16 protein-coding genes are annotated in these 17,049 nt (G+C 66.2%); 9 read left to right on the forward strand and 7 right to left on the reverse strand.

Annotated elements, in window-relative coordinates:
- The first annotated feature begins 758 nt into the window (after positions 1–758).
- Positions 759–2,681 carry a DEAD/DEAH box helicase gene (locus tag BM115_RS02650; RefSeq protein WP_092290300.1) on the forward strand — a complete coding sequence of 641 codons (1,923 nt, stop codon included), beginning with the start codon at positions 759–761 and terminating at the stop codon, positions 2,679–2,681.
- A gap of 97 nt (positions 2,682–2,778) precedes the next feature.
- On the opposite strand, the gene BM115_RS02655 is transcribed toward BM115_RS02650, so the two are convergent.
- Both BM115_RS02655 and egtD read right to left on the reverse strand, forming a co-directional pair.
- Positions 2,779–4,035, reverse strand: a complete 1,257-nt coding sequence (locus BM115_RS02655) for an SUMF1/EgtB/PvdO family nonheme iron enzyme (protein ID WP_092290301.1) — start codon at positions 4,033–4,035, stop codon at positions 2,779–2,781.
- A 141-nt stretch (positions 4,036–4,176) separates the two neighbouring features.
- Positions 4,177–5,265, reverse strand: a complete 1,089-nt coding sequence (gene egtD, locus BM115_RS02660; RefSeq protein WP_092290302.1) for an L-histidine N(alpha)-methyltransferase — start codon at positions 5,263–5,265, stop codon at positions 4,177–4,179.
- Positions 5,266–5,829: 564 nt separating this feature from the next.
- Here egtD and BM115_RS02665 point away from each other — a divergent pair.
- The 3 genes from BM115_RS02665 to BM115_RS02675 all read left to right on the forward strand — a co-directional run bounded on the left by BM115_RS02665 (position 5,830) and on the right by BM115_RS02675 (position 7,974).
- Positions 5,830–6,534 carry a TerC family protein gene (locus BM115_RS02665; RefSeq protein WP_092290303.1) on the forward strand — a complete coding sequence of 235 codons (705 nt, stop codon included), beginning with the start codon at positions 5,830–5,832 and terminating at the stop codon, positions 6,532–6,534.
- Between the two features lie 148 nt (positions 6,535–6,682).
- Complete coding sequence (locus tag BM115_RS02670) at positions 6,683–7,477, forward strand: thymidylate synthase (RefSeq protein WP_092290304.1); 795 nt, start codon at positions 6,683–6,685, stop codon at positions 7,475–7,477.
- Positions 7,474–7,974: a dihydrofolate reductase gene (locus BM115_RS02675; RefSeq protein WP_092290306.1), complete on the forward strand. Its 501-nt coding sequence runs from the start codon at positions 7,474–7,476 to the stop codon at positions 7,972–7,974. Before BM115_RS02670 ends, BM115_RS02675 begins: the two co-directional genes overlap by 4 nt.
- Positions 7,975–8,053: 79 nt before the next feature.
- On the opposite strand, the gene pmbA is transcribed toward BM115_RS02675, so the two are convergent.
- The gene (gene pmbA / locus BM115_RS02680) at positions 8,054–9,421 is read right to left on the reverse strand and encodes a metalloprotease PmbA (RefSeq protein ID WP_092290863.1); all 1,368 of its coding nucleotides are present in this window, start codon (positions 9,419–9,421) and stop codon (positions 8,054–8,056) included.
- Positions 9,422–9,490: 69 nt separating this feature from the next.
- Here pmbA and yjgA point away from each other — a divergent pair, with 69 nt between their 5' ends.
- Together yjgA and mog are read left to right on the forward strand one after the other, a co-directional pair.
- On the forward strand, positions 9,491–10,108 hold the full coding sequence (gene yjgA, locus BM115_RS02685) for a ribosome biogenesis factor YjgA (protein ID WP_304441446.1): 618 nt from the start codon (positions 9,491–9,493) through the stop codon (positions 10,106–10,108).
- Entirely contained in the window at positions 10,105–10,752 is a 648-nt protein-coding gene (gene mog, locus BM115_RS02690; RefSeq protein WP_092290310.1) for a molybdopterin adenylyltransferase, read from the forward strand. Before yjgA ends, mog begins: the two co-directional genes overlap by 4 nt.
- A 21-nt stretch (positions 10,753–10,773) precedes the next feature.
- Here mog and BM115_RS02695 read toward each other — a convergent pair whose 3' ends face one another.
- A complete protein-coding gene (locus BM115_RS02695; protein WP_092290312.1) occupies positions 10,774–11,655 on the reverse strand; it encodes an AEC family transporter in 882 nt (293 codons plus the stop codon).
- Positions 11,656–11,733: 78 nt separating this feature from the next.
- Complete coding sequence (gene orn / locus BM115_RS02700) at positions 11,734–12,360, reverse strand: oligoribonuclease (protein ID WP_092290314.1); 627 nt, start codon at positions 12,358–12,360, stop codon at positions 11,734–11,736.
- A 167-nt stretch (positions 12,361–12,527) separates the two neighbouring features.
- Here orn and BM115_RS02705 point away from each other — a divergent pair, with 167 nt between their 5' ends.
- The 3 genes from BM115_RS02705 to BM115_RS02715 are packed head-to-tail and all read left to right on the forward strand — an operon-like array spanning position 12,528 to position 15,061.
- Positions 12,528–13,778, forward strand: coding sequence for a M48 family metallopeptidase (locus BM115_RS02705; protein WP_092290865.1), 1,251 nt, complete (start codon positions 12,528–12,530; stop codon positions 13,776–13,778).
- Positions 13,775–14,740 carry a ribosome small subunit-dependent GTPase A gene (gene rsgA / locus BM115_RS02710; RefSeq protein ID WP_092290316.1) on the forward strand — a complete coding sequence of 322 codons (966 nt, stop codon included), beginning with the start codon at positions 13,775–13,777 and terminating at the stop codon, positions 14,738–14,740. Before BM115_RS02705 ends, rsgA begins: the two co-directional genes overlap by 4 nt.
- A gap of 15 nt (positions 14,741–14,755) precedes the next feature.
- On the forward strand, positions 14,756–15,061 hold the full coding sequence (locus BM115_RS02715; RefSeq protein ID WP_092290318.1) for a putative signal transducing protein: 306 nt from the start codon (positions 14,756–14,758) through the stop codon (positions 15,059–15,061).
- 76 nt (positions 15,062–15,137) lie between these two features.
- Here the strand turns inward: BM115_RS02715 and BM115_RS02720 are convergent, their stop codons facing one another.
- Both BM115_RS02720 and BM115_RS02725 read right to left on the reverse strand, forming a co-directional pair.
- Complete coding sequence (locus tag BM115_RS02720) at positions 15,138–16,118, reverse strand: CobD/CbiB family protein (RefSeq protein ID WP_092290320.1); 981 nt, start codon at positions 16,116–16,118, stop codon at positions 15,138–15,140.
- A gap of 192 nt (positions 16,119–16,310) precedes the next feature.
- On the reverse strand, positions 16,311–17,009 hold the full coding sequence (locus tag BM115_RS02725) for a pirin family protein (protein WP_092290322.1): 699 nt from the start codon (positions 17,007–17,009) through the stop codon (positions 16,311–16,313).
- Positions 17,010–17,049: the final 40 nt, after the last annotated feature.

A 17,049-nucleotide genomic window follows, 5' to 3' on the forward strand; every position in this document is an offset into this window, starting at 1 on the left:
CCGGACCACCTGGGTCAACGTCGCCGGCGAATTCCGGTCATTCCTGTGCCAAGCATGTTTTCCCATGGTTCCGCCCATGACGCGGACGTCCATCCGGACCACCCGGATAGTCGAAGAAAACCTGGCAGTGGCATCAATGACCGCAATGCCGGGGGCGAGCGGCAAGCTAACCTTGCCGAAGGCGAATCATCGGGAACGATGGGTGTCCGCCCCATGCGGGCATGGATTGCTCGCGCTCTGAGTATAGGCAGGACGCCCCCGCTTTCAAGCGAGACGCATTCGCAAGTGGCGCCGGATGATTGCCGTGATCCAGATGTGCGCGACACATCTCGTTACGTTTCGCACTGCAACAAAAATTTAATTGTTCTGCTATACTGCGCGCCGTGAGTTTCGCACTGTGAGTTCCGCAAAGCGCCCGGCAATCCTGCCATGGCGCACCCGCTACCTCCCAAGCTCTGCACCCCGCCTCTGTCCTCCAGATGTTCCGTGACAGGTGTTGGCCAGAACGCACCGCTCACCAGACGTCGCCTCGTCTCCGATCCTGATGAACAGCCTGTTTGCCTGCGCTGTTTGCCTGCCAGGGATTAGTAGCCGGTTTATTTAAAAAACCAGCCGCCCACCCTGCCTGCCGCCGTGTTGCCAGCTGAGTCTGTCGAACGGCCTACCGATTGGCGCCGAAGCCTTTTTTAAGACTTTGCACTGCGCCCACCCCTTTGCGCATGACCGCGGGGGTGCCATGCATATTTAATAAGCACGACATGACCCAGCACGATTTCCGTGCGGAGCAATCTTTTGCCTCCGCCACCGACGCATCCGCCACGCCCGCCGACATCAGCCCGCTCGACAAGCTCGACGCCATGCTGACCGCCGGTGACGCGCCCGAAGCGTCCGCAGCACCCGCCCAGGCAGCCCAACCCGTCGACATCGCCGAAAACGGCTTTGCCAAGCTCGGTCTGGACGAAGCCATCCTGCGCGCCCTCTCCGAACTGAACTACCTCACGCCGACGCCGGTGCAGGCCCAGGCCATTCCCCAGTTCCTGGCCGGCCGTGACCTGCTGGTCTCGAGCCAGACCGGCTCGGGCAAGACCGCCGCGTTCATGCTGCCCGCCATCCAGCGCATCAGCGAGAAGGCGGCCCCGAATCGTCCGCGCAGCGACGAACCCGTCAAGCGCATGAAGGGCAAGCGCCCCCGTCCGTCGCCGGCCCAGCCGTCGCTGCTGGTGCTCACGCCGACGCGTGAACTGGCCCTGCAGGTGACCGAGGCTGCCGCCAAGTACGGCCGCCATCTGCGCCGCATCGTCTGCGCCAGCATCCTGGGCGGCATGCCCTACCCGAAGCAGCTGGCCATGCTGTCGAAGATGCCTGACATCCTCGTGGCCACGCCGGGCCGCCTGCTCGATCACATCGAAGCCGGCCGTATCGACCTGTCCGCACTCGACATGCTCGTCTTCGACGAAGCCGACCGCATGCTGGACATGGGCTTTGCCGATGACATCGACGCCATCGTCGCGGCCACGCCGTCCACGCGCCAGACGCTGATGTTCTCGGCCACGCTCGACGCCCGCATCGCCCAACTGGCCTCGCGCCAGCTGCGCGACCCGCAGCGTATCGAGATCGCCGCCGTCCGCGCCGACCAGAGCAACATCGAGCAGCGCCTGCACTTCACCGACGACATGTCGCACAAGGAGCGCCTGCTGGATCACCTGCTGCGCGACGCCTCGCTCAAGCAAGCCATCGTCTTCACGGCGACCAAGCGCGATGCCGATTCGCTGGCCGAACGTCTTTCGGACACCGGTTTCTCGGCCGGCGCCCTGCATGGCGACATGACCCAGGGTGCGCGTAACCGCACGCTGACCGCCCTGCGCCGCGGCAACATCCGCGTGCTGGTGGCGACCGATGTGGCCGCACGCGGTATCGACGTGCCCGACATCACCCACGTGGTGAACTTCGACCTGCCCAAGCAGGCGGAAGACTACGTTCACCGTATCGGCCGTACCGGCCGTGCCGGCCGCTCGGGTATCGCGATCAACCTCGTGAACCATGGCGACATGTTCCAGTGGAAGCGCATCGAGCGCTTCACCAACCACCGCATCGACGCGTCGGTGATCGAAGGCCTCGAGCCGCGTCGCCAGCCCAAGCCGCGTTCGAACTTCGGCGGCAAGCCGGGCGGCAGCGGCGGCGGCTACCGTGGTAACAGTGGCACCGGCGGCGGTTATCGCGGCGGCAACAGCGGTAGCGGCGGTGGCTACCGCGGCAATGGCGGCACCGGCGGCGAGCGCAGCTTCGGCGACCGCAAGTTCGGCGGCGGCGAAAGCCGTGGCTTCGGCGACCGCGGCGGCTTCGGCAACCGTGAAGGCTTTGGTAATCGCGAAGGCTTCGGCAACCGTGAAGGCGCTGCGGCGGCACCGCGCGACGGCAACCGTGGCTTCGGCGACCGTGGCCAGCCGCAACAGCGTCCGTTCGGCGGCGAGCAGCAACGCAGCTTCGGCGGCGAGCGCTCGTTCGGCGACCGCAGCTTCGGCAACCGCGAAGGTTTCGGTAACCGCGAAGGCGCGAACCGTGGCGGCTTCGGCGGCAACCGTGAAGGCGGCGCTCCGCGCGACGGCAACCGCGGCTTCGGCGATCGCGGCGGCTTCGGCGGCCAGCGCAACGGCAACACCCGCTCGCGCTACGAGCGTTGATCGGGTGACCGGGTGACCGGTCGCTACGATCCATGAAGAACGGCACCCTCGGGTGCCGTTTTTTATTGCCTGCGTGCGATGGAATCGACGTCGGGGCCTACACCGCGCAGGACCTGAAGCCGACGAAGGAGACATCGTCCTCGGGCAGCAGCGCCGTGCGCGCCCGGGTATGGCGCTGGCGCGCCGGGCTCGCGAACGAGACGCCGCGCACGGCCTGGTGCGTGCCGAAGCGTCCCACCAGCTCCAGGTCAGCCGGCTGCGCCACAAAGCCCGCGTAGGGCTCGTAGGGTGTGGCCGTCCACTCGCGCAGCGCGCCCCATTGCAGGCCACGATTCTGCGTGGCTGCCAGCTCCCACTCCACTTCCTGCGGCAGCCGCCGGCCGGCCCAGACGCACCATGCCTGCGCCTCGAACAGCGTGACGTGGCGCACCGGCTCGTCGGGATTGAGCGTGCGCTCCGCGCCGAAGCGCGACACCATCCACGCCCGGGTGACCAAGTGGCGCGACCAGTAACGCGGCGCCGAGCGCTCCTGCGTCATCAGCCATTGCCGCCCCGCCGCCGACCACCACGACGGGTGCTCGTAGCCGTGGTCTTCGACAAATTCCAGGAATTGCGCATTGGTGACCAGCGCGCCGTCCATATCGAACGCGGGCACATAGGTCTGCTGGGCCGGCAGCTCGTCCGGCAGCGCGAGGCCGTCCGGGTCATGCCAGCCCTGCGTGAAGCGGCCGCCCGGGAAGTGCAGCGTGCCGTTGTGCGAGACGGAGATCGACGGGCCCACGGCAGCCGGCTCGGCCGGCGCCATGCCCAGCGCCTGAAGCAGCGCGGCGATGGTCTCGCCCTGGGCATCCTCATGGAACAGCGCCCGGCGAAACGGATAGAGCGTGACATCTTCGTCGTCGGGCAACAGCGCGATGCGGCGCAGCAGGCCGTCCAGCACCTGCGTGGCGTACTGCTTCACGCGTGCGACATCGGGCAGCACGATTTCCCAGCGCTCGTCCGGGCCGATGCGGTCCGGGTCGAACCATTCATCGGCGCCGTCGAGCAGCGACGGCTCACTGGCCACCGGCAGCCGCACCCCACCCCGCTCGAGGTGGCGCACGCCGCGCAGGCACCACCATTCGGCATGCCAGGCGATGTGACCGAGGGTCCACAGCGGCGGATTGCAGTCGTACTGGCGCGTGACCATCCAGCCCTTGCGGGTCTGGCCGAAGGCCGCCAGCCACGCCAGCGTGCGATTGCGCGACTCCACCAGCGCCTGCGCCAGCCCTTCGCGCGGCAGCCGGCGCGCGTCAGCCCATGTCGCCTTGCCGCCAGTGAAGTGAAGATCGGGAAGCATGGAGAAGCCGCTCATCGACAGATCCGTGACAGAAGGTAAAAGGGATGCCGGGGCCACCGGCTGCGCGCATTATGACACTGGCGCGACGATGGCCCTTCCCGGGCATTCAATCCCCTGCTTGGGCTGCGGCTTCTGTCGCGGACCCGGCCGCGACGGTCAGCCGCGCGCGTGGAACACCGCGAACCAGCCGTTCGGGTCGGTCCAGCACACCGGATCGGTGAAGCCGGCCGACTCGAGCAGGATCGAGAAGTCCTCCGGACGATACTTATAGGAATCCTCCGTATGGATCTGCTCCCCGGCCGCGAAGCGCCGCTCGCCGTCGGCCCAGCGCACGGTTACGTCGCGCGTGGCCTCCAGATGCATCTGCACGCGCGAGGACCGGGCGTCGAAGCTGGCCGCATGGCGCCAGTCGTCGAGCGCGAAGTCGCTGCCAACGATGCGGTTCAGGTTGCGCAGCACGTTGCGATTGAACGCGGCGGTCACGCCGAGGGCGTCGTCATAGGCCGACACCAGCGTCGCAGAATCCTTGAAAAGATCCACGCCGATCAGCACGCCGTCGCCGCGCCCGGCCGCCGCGCGCAGGCGCTGGAGCAGCGCGAGCGCCTCGATCGGGGCGAAGTTGCCGATGCTGGAGCCGGGATAGAAGAACAGCCGCCGCCCGCGCCGGACGCCGCTGGGCAGGTCGAGCGGGCCGCAGAGGTCCGCGCCCAGGCCCAGCATCGGAATATGCGGATTCTGCTGTTGCAGGCCGGTCAGCGTGCCGCGCAGGAACTCCACGGAAATATCGAGCGCCACGTACTGCGCTGGCTGGAGGCTGGGGAACAGCCGCGCGGCCTTCTCGCAGTTGCCCGCACCGAGGTCGATCAGCACGCAGCCGCTGCCGGCGCGCGCCGCAATGGCGGGCGCCGAGGTGGCGAAGATCGATGCTTCGGTGCGCGTGGGGTAGTACTCGGGCAGGTCGGTAATCGCCTCGAACAGCCGGGAACCGAGCACATCGTAGAAAAACTTCGGACTGATGCTGGCCGGATGCCGGGTCAGGCCAGCGACGATCTCGGCGCGCAGGGCGCCGCTGTCCTCGTGGTACTGCTGGACGAATTCGGGCTGGAGCGCCGCCGGGGCATGGCCATTGCCATTGACGATGACCGGGGATGGCTCGGGCGCGAGTGTGGGGGCGGGGGCGTGGTGGTTGTGATTGGCTTTGGAGAGAGGTCGAGTTGGGTTCAGTGGTGTCGTAACAGCCGGCATGACGCTTCCTTGTTGTCGATGGGGCACTACGTGAATCCCTCAAAACCGCCATGGCTAGCGCCAGGCGACCGTCATCGGAGTCCGCGCCTGTGCAGTCTGACGCGCACCGGCCGAAGCCAGTCCCAATAGGATAGGTGCATATCGATATGCGTGCAGGATGCCTTGCATCGACTTACATCCGCTGACAATGTCGAAATCTCCACCCAAAAGCCTCATGTTAGATACATTCAAATGGCATGTAGGCTGCACAACATTTTTCCTCGCATTTCGCTTATAATCCCGCCCAGCGCGACCGCTCATGCAGTATCTGCGGACGCGTCCCTTCAAAGGGGAGTAGCTTGGGGGCCATTGCCCTTAGCACAATCGTCATTCCGAGACGCGACCCGTCTCCGGTTGTGCTGACCCTGCCGCGCATTCCGCGTCTGTGTGTCGAGCAAGACCTTTGCAACCTGGTTTCACGTTGCAAAGGCGTTTCCAACTCCCGTGCTTCGTGATCTCAGGTGAACAAAAACCCTTGCGGGCCAAATTGGCTTGCAGCTATTCGTTCGTACCCGAGGAGAGTTCATGGAGTGGTTCACCGATTTGTTCACGATGCAGTTTCTGACGGCGCTGCTGTCCATCGTCGTCATTGACCTGGTGCTGGCCGGGGACAATGCCATCGTGATCGCCCTGGCGGCGCGCAACCTGCCGCCGCATCTGCAGAAGAAGGCCATTGTCTGGGGTACCGTCGGCGCCGTAGTGGTCCGTTCGGCCATGACCATCGGCGTGGTCTGGCTGCTCAAGATCCCTGGCCTGATGCTGGTGGGTGGCCTGGCGCTGGTCTGGATTGCCTACAAGCTGCTGGCCGCCGAGGAAGATGGCGACGAGCACGGCGGCGGCGCGACCACGCTGGTGGGCGCGATGAAGACCATCATCATCGCCGACGCGGTGATGGGCGTGGACAACGTGCTGGCCGTAGCCGGCGCCGCGCACGGCAGCTTCCTGCTGGTGGTGCTGGGCCTGCTGATCAGCATCCCGATCGTGGTCTGGGGCTCGACGCTGGTGCTGAAGCTGATGTCGCGCTTCCCGATCATCATCTACCTGGGCGCCGGCGTGCTGGCCTTCACGGCTGTGCACATGATCGTCAAGGAGCCGCTGATCAAGACGTACTTCGAGACGCATTCGATCGTGCAGCTTGGCCTCTATGTGCTGATCATCGGCGGCGTGCTGGGCGCGGGCTACCTGACGCAGAAGCGTCGCGTGCGCACTACCCCGGCCGAAAGCCACTGACACCAGTCAGACCCCGGCGCGCGGCAGCCCCCTGCCGCGGCGCAGCAAAAGACCGCCTCCGGGCGGTCTTTTGCTTTGCGGGTAAAATCCCCGCTCGGGCGCCCCCGGGCGCCGACATCACTTTCTCCCCGCCCTCGCTTCCAAGCCGATGAAACAGTATCTCGACTTCATGCGCCATGTTTACGAGCATGGCACCGACAAGGCCGACCGCACCGGCACGGGCACCCGCTCGGTGTTCGGCTACCAGATGCGCTTCGACCTGAACGAGGGCTTCCCGGTGGTCACCACCAAGAAGCTGCACCTGAAGTCCATCATCCACGAACTGCTGTGGTTCCTCCAGGGCTCGACCAACATCGCCTACCTGAAGGAACACGGCGTGACGATCTGGGACGAGTGGGCCGACCAGAACGGCGAACTCGGCCCGATCTACGGCTACCAGTGGCGCGCCTGGCCGACGCCGGACGGCCGCCACGTGGACCAGATCGCCGACCTGATGCAGCAGATCCGCAACAACCCGGACTCGCGCCGCCTGATCGTCTCGGCCTGGAACGTCGGCGAGATCCCGCAGATGAAGCTACCGCCCTGCCACGCGTTCTTCCAGTTCTACGTGGCCGACGGCAAGCTGTCCTGCCAGCTCTACCAGCGCAGCGCCGACATCTTCCTCGGCGTGCCGTTCAACATCGCCAGCTACGCGCTGCTGACGCACATGATCGCGCAGCAGGCCGGCCTGGCCGTGGGCGACTTCGTCTGGACCGGCGGCGACTGCCACATCTACAACAATCATTTCGAGCAGGTGGAAACCCAGCTCGCGCGCGCGCCGATGAAGCTGCCGACGCTCCAGATCCAGCGCAAGCCGGACAGCATCTTCGACTACAAGTACGAGGATTTCGCGCTGGTGGGCTATGAATCGCACCCCGCGATCAAGGCGCCGGTGGCCGTATGACGCTGCTGACCCTGATCGTCGCCCGGGCACGCAACGGCACCATCGGCCGCGACAACACGCTGCCGTGGCGCCTGCCGGAAGACCTCCAGCATTTCAAGCGTACGACGATGGGCGCGCCGGTCGTCATGGGCCGCAAGACGTGGGATTCCATCGGCCGACCGCTGCCGGGGCGCCGCAATATCGTGGTGAGCCGGAACCGGGACCTGAAGCTGGAAGGCGCCGAGGTGGTGGCATCGCTCGAAGACGCCCAGCGGCTCTGCGTGGGCGTGGAGCAGGTCTTCCTGATCGGCGGCGCGCAGCTCTACGCCGAGGCGCTGCCCAGCGCGGACCGGCTGATCGTTACCGAGATCGACGCCGACGTACCCGGCGACGCGTTCTTCCCGGCCGTGGACCGGACCCGCTGGATCGAACTGACCCGCGAGACGCATCACTCCGAGGCCAACCAGTTCGACTACGCGTTCGTGACGTACGAACGGCCGCCTTCCGGCGAAGAGTAAGCCGAGGCTGCAAAAAAAAACGGCAGGGTTCAAACCCTGCCGTTTTTCGTTGGGCGATCCAGCCCCAGGCCCCAGCCGGTCAGTTCCCGGCGATCGTCATCTGTTCGATCAGGATCGAGCCGGTTTCCTTGGTGCCACGCACCAGCGAGTCCGCGCCGATGGCCACGATTTGCTTGAACATCTCGACCATGCTGCCGGCAATCGTGATTTCTTCCACCGGATACTGGATCACGCCGTTTTCCACCCAGTAGCCCGACGCGCCGCGCGAGTAGTCGCCCGTCACGTAGTTCACGCCCTGCCCCATCAACTCCGTCACCAGCAGGCCGGTGCCCATCTTCTTCAGCATGCCGGCGAAGTCGTCGCCCGGCTGGGTCAGGGTGCTGGTCAGCTTCAGGTTGTGCGAGCCGCCGGCGTTGCCGGTGGTCTTCATGCCCAGCTTGCGCGCCGAGTAGGTGGAGAGGAAATAGCCTTCCACCACACCGTCGCGCACCACGTCGCGCTCGCGCGTGCGCACGCCTTCCTCGTCGAACGGGGCGCTGCCCATCGCGCCCGGCACGTGCGGCGTTTCATGGATCTGGATGTCCGGACCGAACACGGCCTTGCCCAGCGTGTCGTACAAAAACGTCGATTTACGATACAGCGCGCCACCGGACACCGCCTGGACGAACGCGCCGAGCAGGCCAGCGGCCAGCGGCGCTTCGAACAGCACCGGGCACTTGCGCGTGGTCAGCTTGCGGGCATTCAGGCGAGCCAGCGCACGCTCGGCGGCGTAGCGGCCGATGTCCTCGGGCGCGGCCAGCGTCAGCGGGGAGCGCTTGGACGAATACCAGTCGTCGCGCTGCATGCCGCCACCCGAGCCGGCGATGGGCGCGCACGAGATGAAATGGCGGGAATACGGGTAGCCGCCGGAGAAACCGCGCGAGGTGGCCAGCACGAATTGCGAATGCTGCGCGGAAACGCTCGCGCCGTCGCTGTTGCGGATTTTCGGCGAGACCGCGAACGCGGCCGCTTCGGCGCGACGGGCGATGTCGATGGCGCCCTCGGCGTCCACCGTCCACGGGTGGAACAGGTCCAGGTTCTGCGGATTCTTCTCGAGCAGGTCTTCCTCGGCCAGCCCGGCGCAATCGTCCTCGGCGGTGAAGCGGGCGATGTTGTAGGCGGCCTCGGCCGTGGCGCGCAGCGCCGCCGGCGAGAAATCGGACGTGCTGGCGTTGCCGCGCCGCTGGCCGATCATCACCGTAACGCCAACCACCTTGTCGCGGTTCTGCTCGATCGTCTCCACCTGGCCCTTGCGCACCGTCACCGACAGGCCGCTGCCCTCCGAGATCTCGGTAGCGGCGTCGGTCGCCCCAAGCTCGCGTGCCACGCGCAGCACATCGGCCGCCATGGCCTTGAGCTGGTCCTGGGAATAGGTGAAATGCGAGGTTTTGTCGGCAATCTGGTCCATGCGGTGGTCCATGTGGGCAAGCGTGATCAAAAGTCCAAACGGGAATCATAGCAAGATAAAATGCCGGCTATGACGCGAAATACCCGTAGCCCCTCCAATTCCCGTTTCCCCGGTGGCTTTGCCCCCGAGCCGGACGACGACCTGCCCAAGAGCAAGTCGCAGCGCAAGCGCGACATGACCGCGCTGCAAGACCTGGGCGTCGAGCTCGAAGCCCTGGCCAAGGACCGCCTGGCGCGCGTGCCGATGCCTGAGTCGCTGGCGGACGCCATCCACGCCGCCCGCAAGATCAACAGCCACGAAGGCAAGCGCCGCCAGATGCAGTTCGTCGGCAAGGTCATGCGCGGGCTGGACGACGACGAACTCGACGCCATCCGCGCCGCGCTGGAAGGCTTCAAGGGCACAAGCAAGGCCGAGACGGCCCGGCTGCACCTGATCGAACGCTGGCGCGAACTGCTGCTGGCCGACGACGCGATGCTGACCAAGTTCCTCGGCGAGCACCCCACCGTGGACGTGCAGGCCGTGCGCAATATCATCCGCAATGCCCGCAAGGAGCGCGAAATGAGCAAGCCGCCCAAGTACTTCCGCGAGCTGTTCCAGGCCGTGAAGACCGCGCTGGAAGAGAAGGATGCCGCCACTGGCGCCGCAGCCGACGCCGCCACCCCGCCCGCACAGGAGCCCGAGGCATGACCTCTCCCCTGACCACCCAGCCCAGTTCCCCCGCCGTGCGTAAGCATCCCGACGAGCTGATCGTCGGTTTCGTGTCGATTTCTGACCGGGCGTCGTCCGGCACCTACCAGGACGAGGGCATCCCCGCCCTGCGGGACTGGTTCGGCCGCACCCTGACCTCGCCGTGGCAAGGCGTGGAACGGCTGATTCCGGACGAGCAGGCGCTGATCTCGCGCACGCTGATCGACCTGGTGGATGTGGTGGGCTGCGACCTCGTGCTGACCACGGGCGGCACCGGCCCGGCCCGGCGCGATGTGACGCCGGAGGCAACTCTGGCGGTCGGTACCAAGGAAATGCCGGGATTTGGCGAGCAGATGCGGCAGGTCAGCCTGCATTTCGTGCCGACCGCGATCCTGTCGCGCCAAGTGGCCGTGATCCGCGAGACGCCGGGCCGTGCTGCGCTGATCATCAACCTGCCCGGCCAGCCGCGCGCCATCCGCGAGACGCTGGAAGGTCTGCGCGATGCCGACGGCAAGTCCGTGGTCCAGGGCGTGTTCGCGGCGGTGCCATATTGCATCGACCTGATCGGCGGCCCCTACGTGGAAACCGACGAGGCCGTGGTCAAGGCGTGGCGCCCGAAGCACGCCATCCGCGCGAAGTCCTGACTAGATATTTAGAGAGAACGGCTACTTCAGGCCGAGGTAGAGCCCGATGGGCACGAACACCACGGCCCCGATGTTGCCGAGCAGCACGATGGAGGCCACCTGATCCGGCTCTTGCCGGAAATGGTCGGCCACCAGGAAGTTGAGCACCGCCGGCGGCAGGGCCGCGAAGACGAACAGCAGCCCGCGCTGGAGATCGGTCAGCGGGACCCACAGCGCCAGCGGCAACGCCACCGCAATGCCCACCAGCGGGCACACCGCCGCGCCCAGCAACCCCATCCCCCAGTTCCGCAGGCTGACGTCCTTCATCCGCACGCCGAGCGCGAACAGCATCAGCGGCACCGTGGCATCGCCCAGCAGCTTGATCGACTCGAAAACCGGCTCGGGCAGCGTGAACCACGGCCGCGCCAGCGACAGCGCCACGCCGGCCACGGTGGCCAGCACCATCGGGTTGCGGGCGATCTGCGTCAGCGAGGCATGCCGGTTGACGATCTTGAGCCCCAGCGTAAAGTGCATCAGATTCGACGCCGCGAACAGCGCCACCGCCGGCGCCAGCCCGGCCGGGCCGAACGCGAAGACCGACAGCGGCAGGCCCATGTTGCCGCTGTTGTTGAACATCATCGGCGGCACGAAGGTGCGCGGATCGGCCTTGATCAGCCGGGCGACGATCCACGCAAGGATGCCGGAGCCGATCACCACCGCCACCGCGCAGCCAAGCAGCGCCAACTGGTCCGCCAGCACGAAATCCTTGCTGACGAAGGCCGAGACCACCAGCAGCGGCGCGATCACGTCGAGCGTGGCGCGGTTGATGCCGGTCATGTCTGGGTGGGCGCGCCGGCCGTAGAGCCATCCGACCAGGATGATCAGGATGACCGGCGTAATGATCGAAACGATACGGGTGAACATGGCGGAAGGGGCGGCGTAGCCGGGGCCCCTCCCCGTCAAGCGGAAGGACTGGCCGGCCCGCGGGGTTCTTGTTCTGTCTTAGGCTGCCGGGGCGGTGGGCGCAGCGGGCGCCGCCGGGGTTTCCGTGGCGGCCGGCGTGGACGCCTTGATAAAGTGCGTGCGGTAGTAGCGCAGTTCCTCCACCGACTCCAGGATATCGGCCAGCGCCGTGTGCAGCTGGCGCTTGGCGAAACCCTTGTGGATGGCCGGCTCCCAGCGCTTGCAGAGTTCCTTCAGCGTGGAAACATCGAGGTTCCGGTAGTGGAAGAACGATTCCAGCTTCGGCATGTAACGCGCCATGAAGCGGCGGTCCTGGCAGATCGAATTGCCGCACATCGGCGACTTGCCGGCCGGCACCCAGCGCTTCAGGAACGCCAGCAGTTCGGCTTCGGCCTGCGCCTCGGTGAGCGTGGACGCCTTGACCTTGTCGATCAGGCCCGAGCGGCCGTGCGTGCCCTTGTTCCAGTTGTCCATGCCGTCGAGCACGGCGTCGGCCTGATGGATCACCAGCACCGGCCCTTCGGCCAGGATATTGAGTTCGGAGTCGGTCACCACCACGGCAACCTCGATAATCCGGTCGGAATCCGGCTGCAGGCCGGTCATTTCCATATCCAACCAGATGAGGTTGTTTTCACTTTTGACGGAGGTGGCGGCTGGGCTAGTCATCTGGGTACGGCTCGATATTGGGGACAGGAAGAAAACCGGCCGGACAGGCGTCCGGCGCGAACAATTTATAATTCTCGCATATCCGCCACAATTGCCCGGCTGCGTACCCTCGCCGCCGGTCGGCAGTCTCACCGAGCGACTTTCGCGAAACTACTATGGCCTTGCCGATGTTCACGTTGATTTTCCTGGCCGCGCTGGTCGTCATGGTGCTGACCAAGCTCTGGCTGGCCGCGCGCCAGGTGCGCCATGTCGGCCGCCATCGCGGCGCCGTGCCGGCCCGCTTCGCCGACACCATCACGCTCTCCGCCCACCAGAAGGCCGCCGACTACACCATCGCCCGCACGCGGCTGTCGATGCTGGAGGTGCTGGCCGGCGCCGCCGTGCTGATCGGCTTCACCATGCTGGGCGGGCTGCACGCGCTGAACCACTTCTGGCTCGGTGTGTTCGACGGCGGCGGCTACCTGTACGGCGTGGCGCTGATTGCCAGCGTGGCGCTGATCGGCGGCCTGGTCGACCTGCCGTTTTCGCTATATGGCCAGTTCGGCATCGAGCAGCGCTTCGGCTTCAACAAGATGACGTTCGGCCTGTGGCTGCTCGACCTCGCCAAGATGACGCTGGTCGCCTGCGTGCTGGGCCTGCCGCTGCTGCTGGCCGTGTTGTGGCTGATGGAGCGCGCCGGCACCTACTGGTGGGTCTGGACCTGGCTGCTGTGGATGGCCTTCAGCCTGCTGCTGCAGGTGATCGTGCCGACCTTCATCGCCCCGCTCTTCAACAAGTTCGAGCCGCTGGCCGACGAGGGCCTGCGCCAGCGCATCGAGGCGCTGCTGCGCAAGTGCGGCTTTGCCAGCAAGGGCCTGTTCGTCATGGATGGCAGCAAGCGCAGCGCGCACGGCAACGCCTACTTCACCGGCTTCGGCGCGGCCAAGCGCATCGTCTTCTTCGACACCCTGCTCTCCCGCCTGGACGGCGAGGAAGTGGAAGCCGTGCTGGCGCACGAGCTGGGTCACTTCAAGCGCCGCCACGTGGCCAAGATGATTGCTGTGACCTTCGCGCTCTCGCTGGTGTTCCTGGCGCTGCTGGGCTGGCTGTCCACGCGGGCGTGGTTCTACACGGGGCTGGGGGTGCTGCCGAACTTCGGCACCAGCAACCACGCGCTGGCGCTGGTGCTGTTCTTCCTGGCGCTGCCGGTGTTCACCTTCGTGCTCGGGCCGCTGGCCAGCCAGTCGTCGCGCAAGCACGAGTTCGAGGCCGACGAGTTCGCGGCCCATCAGACCAATGCCGGTCACCTCGTGTCCGCGCTGGTCAAGCTGTACAAGGACAACGCGTCCACGCTGACGCCCGACCCCATCTATAGCGCGTTCTACTATTCGCACCCGCCGGCGGCGCAGCGGATCGACCGCCTGCTGGCGCACGCATGAACCGTCACGCGCGCCATCACAACGCCGGCAAGGGCACCGGCCAAGCTTCCGAGACCGCACTGATCATCGCCGCCCATGGCCGCCACTATGTGGTGGAGTTGGGCGACGGATCGCGGATCCACGCGTTCCCGCGCGGCAAGAAGAGCGACTGCGCCGTGGGCGACCACGTGGCCGTGGAGATGGCCGCGGCGGACCAGTGCGTGATCACCGCCGTCTCGCCACGCAAGAACCTGCTGCATCGCTCGGACCAGTTCAAGTCCAAGATGCTGGCCGCCAATATCGACCAGGTGGTCATCGTGCTGGCCACGGAGCCGAGTTTTTCCGAGGATCTGCTGGGCCGCGCGCTGGTGTCGGCGGAGGCGCTGGCGATTCGTCCCCTCGTCATCCTGAACAAGACCGACCTGACCGCACGGCTGGACGACGCCCGGCGGCGCCTGAAGCTCTACCAGGACCTGGGCTACGACACCGTCGAGCTGTCCGTCCATGGCCGCCCGGAAGAGGCGTTGGCGACACTCCAGCCGCGCACGGCCGGGGTGTCGAGCATCCTGATCGGCCAGTCGGGCATGGGCAAGTCGTCGCTGCTGAACCTGCTGATTCCCGGCGTGGAAGCGCAGACGCGTGAAATTTCGGCCAAGCTCGATTCCGGCAAGCACACCACTACGTTCACCCGGCTCTATCACCTGCCGGCCGACTGGGGCACGGTCGAAGGCCGGCCCGGCTACCTGATCGACTCGCCGGGCTTCCAGGAATTCGGCCTCCACCACCTCAGCGAAGGCATGCTGGAGCGCGCGTTCCCCGAGTTCCGGCCCAGGCTCACCGAATGCCGGTTCTATAACTGCCATCACATCAACGAGCCCGGCTGCGGCGTGCTGGCGGCCATCGACGGCGGCGAGATCTCCGAGCGCCGCCATCAGCTGTACACGCAGCTGCTGCACGAGTCCCGGCAGCAGAAGCCGTGGTAACCGTGGAGTAGCCCGATGAAGCTGCTATTGCGGTCCACATCGCTGGTTCATGCCGCGCACTGCGAGAACGTGCTGCGGGCGGCGGGCATTCGCGCCGAGGTCCGCAACACGTGGCTGGGCGGTGCGGCCGGGGACATCCCGTTCCAGGAGAGCGCGCCGCAGGTCTGGATTCTCGACGATGCGGCAGAAGCCGACGCCTGGGCCGTGCTCAACGCCGCCGCCAACCCGCCGCCAGGGCCACGCTGGCAATGCACGGGCTGCGCGGAATGGCACGAGGCGCAGTTTGCGTCGTTCTGGCGCTGCGGGGCGCATCGGGAGTAATCGGGAAAACCAAGGGAATAAAAAAACGCCACGATCGTGGCGTTTCTTCTTGGTGGATCTTGGTCGAAGGCTGCGGTCAGCCCACCCAGAGCGCTAGCGACACCATCGCCAGCAACAGCATCCACAGGATGACCGCGCGCCAGACCAGCCCCACCGCCGATTGCAGCGTGCGCACGCCGGGGTCGGCGCCGTACTCGGGCGGCACCGGCTCGGCGGTGTCTTCCATGCCCGGCGCGTAGTCCACACCGGCCAGACTCGTGCGCAGCATCACGCTGGAGTCGTCCTCGGCCAGCGGCGCGCCAAGCCGCACGCCGAGCGCCCCGCCGCCGCTGGCGAGCAGGATGCCGTTGATCGCATCATTCCACTTGCGCGCGTGGTTGCGCCACGCGTACACGGCATCCTCGAAATTGCCGACGATGGCAAACCCGATCGCCGTCAGCCGCGAAGGTACCCAGTCCAGCACATAGAACGCCTGCGAGGCAAAACGCCCCAGCGCCGGGCTGCGCTCGTTCGACGGCTGGTTCCACTGCCGGCTCAGGAACTCGGCGGTGCGGTACAGCACGACACCACCCGGGCCAATCGGCACCAGAAACCAGAAAAACACCCCAAATACATGGCGATGGACGGCGATGATGGCCGCCTCAAGCGTGTGACGCACGATCTCGCTGACCGGCATGTCGACCGTGTCCAACCCGGTCCACTCGTGCAGCAGCGTGCGCGCGGTATGCGGGTCGTCGCGATTCAGCGCCTCGTGGATATCGGTGAAGAAGTGGCTGAACTGGCGGAAGCCGAGGGTCAGATAGAGCAGCAGGACGTTCCAGGCCAAGGTCAGCGCCACGCTGATCGACGCCAGCAGGTAGTGGACCAGCACGGCAGCCAGCGTGAGCGGCAGCACCGCGGTCAGCCAGGCCAGCGCGGCATCGCGCGGGCGGCCCGTGTCGAAGGCGTGTTCGGCCCGCTCCCCCAGTACGCGCACGATGTCGTAAATAGGGTTATTCCGGCCCAAGGCTCGGAACTGTTCGGCGATCAGCGCCAGAAGAATGGAAACAAAGGTCATCGCGTGACGGTGGCGACGGACGTTGGCGCGACGGCGAAGTGCCGGTCCGGTCGCATTGCGGTATAGCCAGACGATAGCATAGCGTCACGCCGCACCGTCAATGGGAAAGACCTGTAAGCAGGTGTTAAACGCATCCATGAAAAAGCCCGCCGGGGGCACCGGCGGGCGGACGACGACAGGCTAACGTCGCGTTCAGGGCAGGTCGAAGACCAGCACTTCGGCCTTGCTGCCTTGGGTCAGGGTGATGGCCTCGACCGCTTCGAGCTTCGCAGCATCGCCGGCCCCGAGCGCCTGGCCGTTGACCGTGATCGCACCGCGCGCCACGTGCACATAGGCACGGCGGCCCGGGGCGATGGCCAGCGTGGCGGCCTCGTCCCCATCGAACAACCCGGCGTAGAGCCGCGCGTCCTGATGGATCACCACCGAGCCCTCAGCACCATCCGGGCTGACGACGAGGCGCAGCTTGCCGCGCTTTTCCTCGACCGGGAAATTGCGCTCCTCGTAGCCCGGCTCAATGCCGTTCTCGGCAGGAATCACCCAGATCTGCAGGAAGTGCGTGGTGTCGTGCGCGGCGTGGTTGTATTCCGAGTGCCGCACGCCGGTACCGGCGCTCATTCGCTGCACATCGCCCGGGCGGATCACGCTGCCATTGCCGATGCTGTCCTTGTGCGCAAGTTCGCCATCGAGCACATAACTGATGATTTCCATGTCCCGGTGGCCGTGCGTGCCAAAGCCCATGCCCGGCGCCACGCGATCCTCATTGATCACACGCAGCGGCCCGAACTGAACATGACGCGGGTCGTAGTAATCTGCGAAGGAAAAGCTGTGATACGACTTGAGCCAGCCATGGTCCGCATAACCGCGTTCGTCTGACTTACGGATTTCAATCATTTTGATGGCCCTCCTTGTGGCCTCCGAGGTTCCCAAAATT

It is taken from the genome of Cupriavidus sp. OV096, from assembly GCF_900115455.1.
Classification (GTDB): Bacteria; Pseudomonadota; Gammaproteobacteria; order Burkholderiales; family Burkholderiaceae; genus Cupriavidus.

Excerpts from the sequence above, each read along its gene's own strand:
- BM115_RS02650 (WP_092290300.1), top strand. The coding sequence starts at position 759 with ATGACCCAGCACGATTTCCGTGCGGAGCAATCTTTTGCCTCCGCCACC.
- BM115_RS02655 (WP_092290301.1), bottom strand. The coding sequence starts at position 4,035 with ATGAGCGGCTTCTCCATGCTTCCCGATCTTCACTTCACTGGCGGCAAG.
- egtD (WP_092290302.1), bottom strand. The coding sequence starts at position 5,265 with ATGCCGGCTGTTACGACACCACTGAACCCAACTCGACCTCTCTCCAAA.
- BM115_RS02665 (WP_092290303.1), top strand. The coding sequence starts at position 5,830 with ATGGAGTGGTTCACCGATTTGTTCACGATGCAGTTTCTGACGGCGCTG.
- BM115_RS02670 (WP_092290304.1), top strand. The coding sequence starts at position 6,683 with ATGAAACAGTATCTCGACTTCATGCGCCATGTTTACGAGCATGGCACC.
- BM115_RS02675 (WP_092290306.1), top strand. The coding sequence starts at position 7,474 with ATGACGCTGCTGACCCTGATCGTCGCCCGGGCACGCAACGGCACCATC.
- pmbA (WP_092290863.1), bottom strand. The coding sequence starts at position 9,421 with ATGGACCAGATTGCCGACAAAACCTCGCATTTCACCTATTCCCAGGAC.
- yjgA (WP_304441446.1), top strand. The coding sequence starts at position 9,491 with ATGACGCGAAATACCCGTAGCCCCTCCAATTCCCGTTTCCCCGGTGGC.
- mog (WP_092290310.1), top strand. The coding sequence starts at position 10,105 with ATGACCTCTCCCCTGACCACCCAGCCCAGTTCCCCCGCCGTGCGTAAG.
- BM115_RS02695 (WP_092290312.1), bottom strand. The coding sequence starts at position 11,655 with ATGTTCACCCGTATCGTTTCGATCATTACGCCGGTCATCCTGATCATC.
- orn (WP_092290314.1), bottom strand. The coding sequence starts at position 12,360 with ATGACTAGCCCAGCCGCCACCTCCGTCAAAAGTGAAAACAACCTCATC.
- BM115_RS02705 (WP_092290865.1), top strand. The coding sequence starts at position 12,528 with ATGTTCACGTTGATTTTCCTGGCCGCGCTGGTCGTCATGGTGCTGACC.
- rsgA (WP_092290316.1), top strand. The coding sequence starts at position 13,775 with ATGAACCGTCACGCGCGCCATCACAACGCCGGCAAGGGCACCGGCCAA.
- BM115_RS02715 (WP_092290318.1), top strand. The coding sequence starts at position 14,756 with ATGAAGCTGCTATTGCGGTCCACATCGCTGGTTCATGCCGCGCACTGC.
- BM115_RS02720 (WP_092290320.1), bottom strand. The coding sequence starts at position 16,118 with ATGACCTTTGTTTCCATTCTTCTGGCGCTGATCGCCGAACAGTTCCGA.
- BM115_RS02725 (WP_092290322.1), bottom strand. The coding sequence starts at position 17,009 with ATGATTGAAATCCGTAAGTCAGACGAACGCGGTTATGCGGACCATGGC.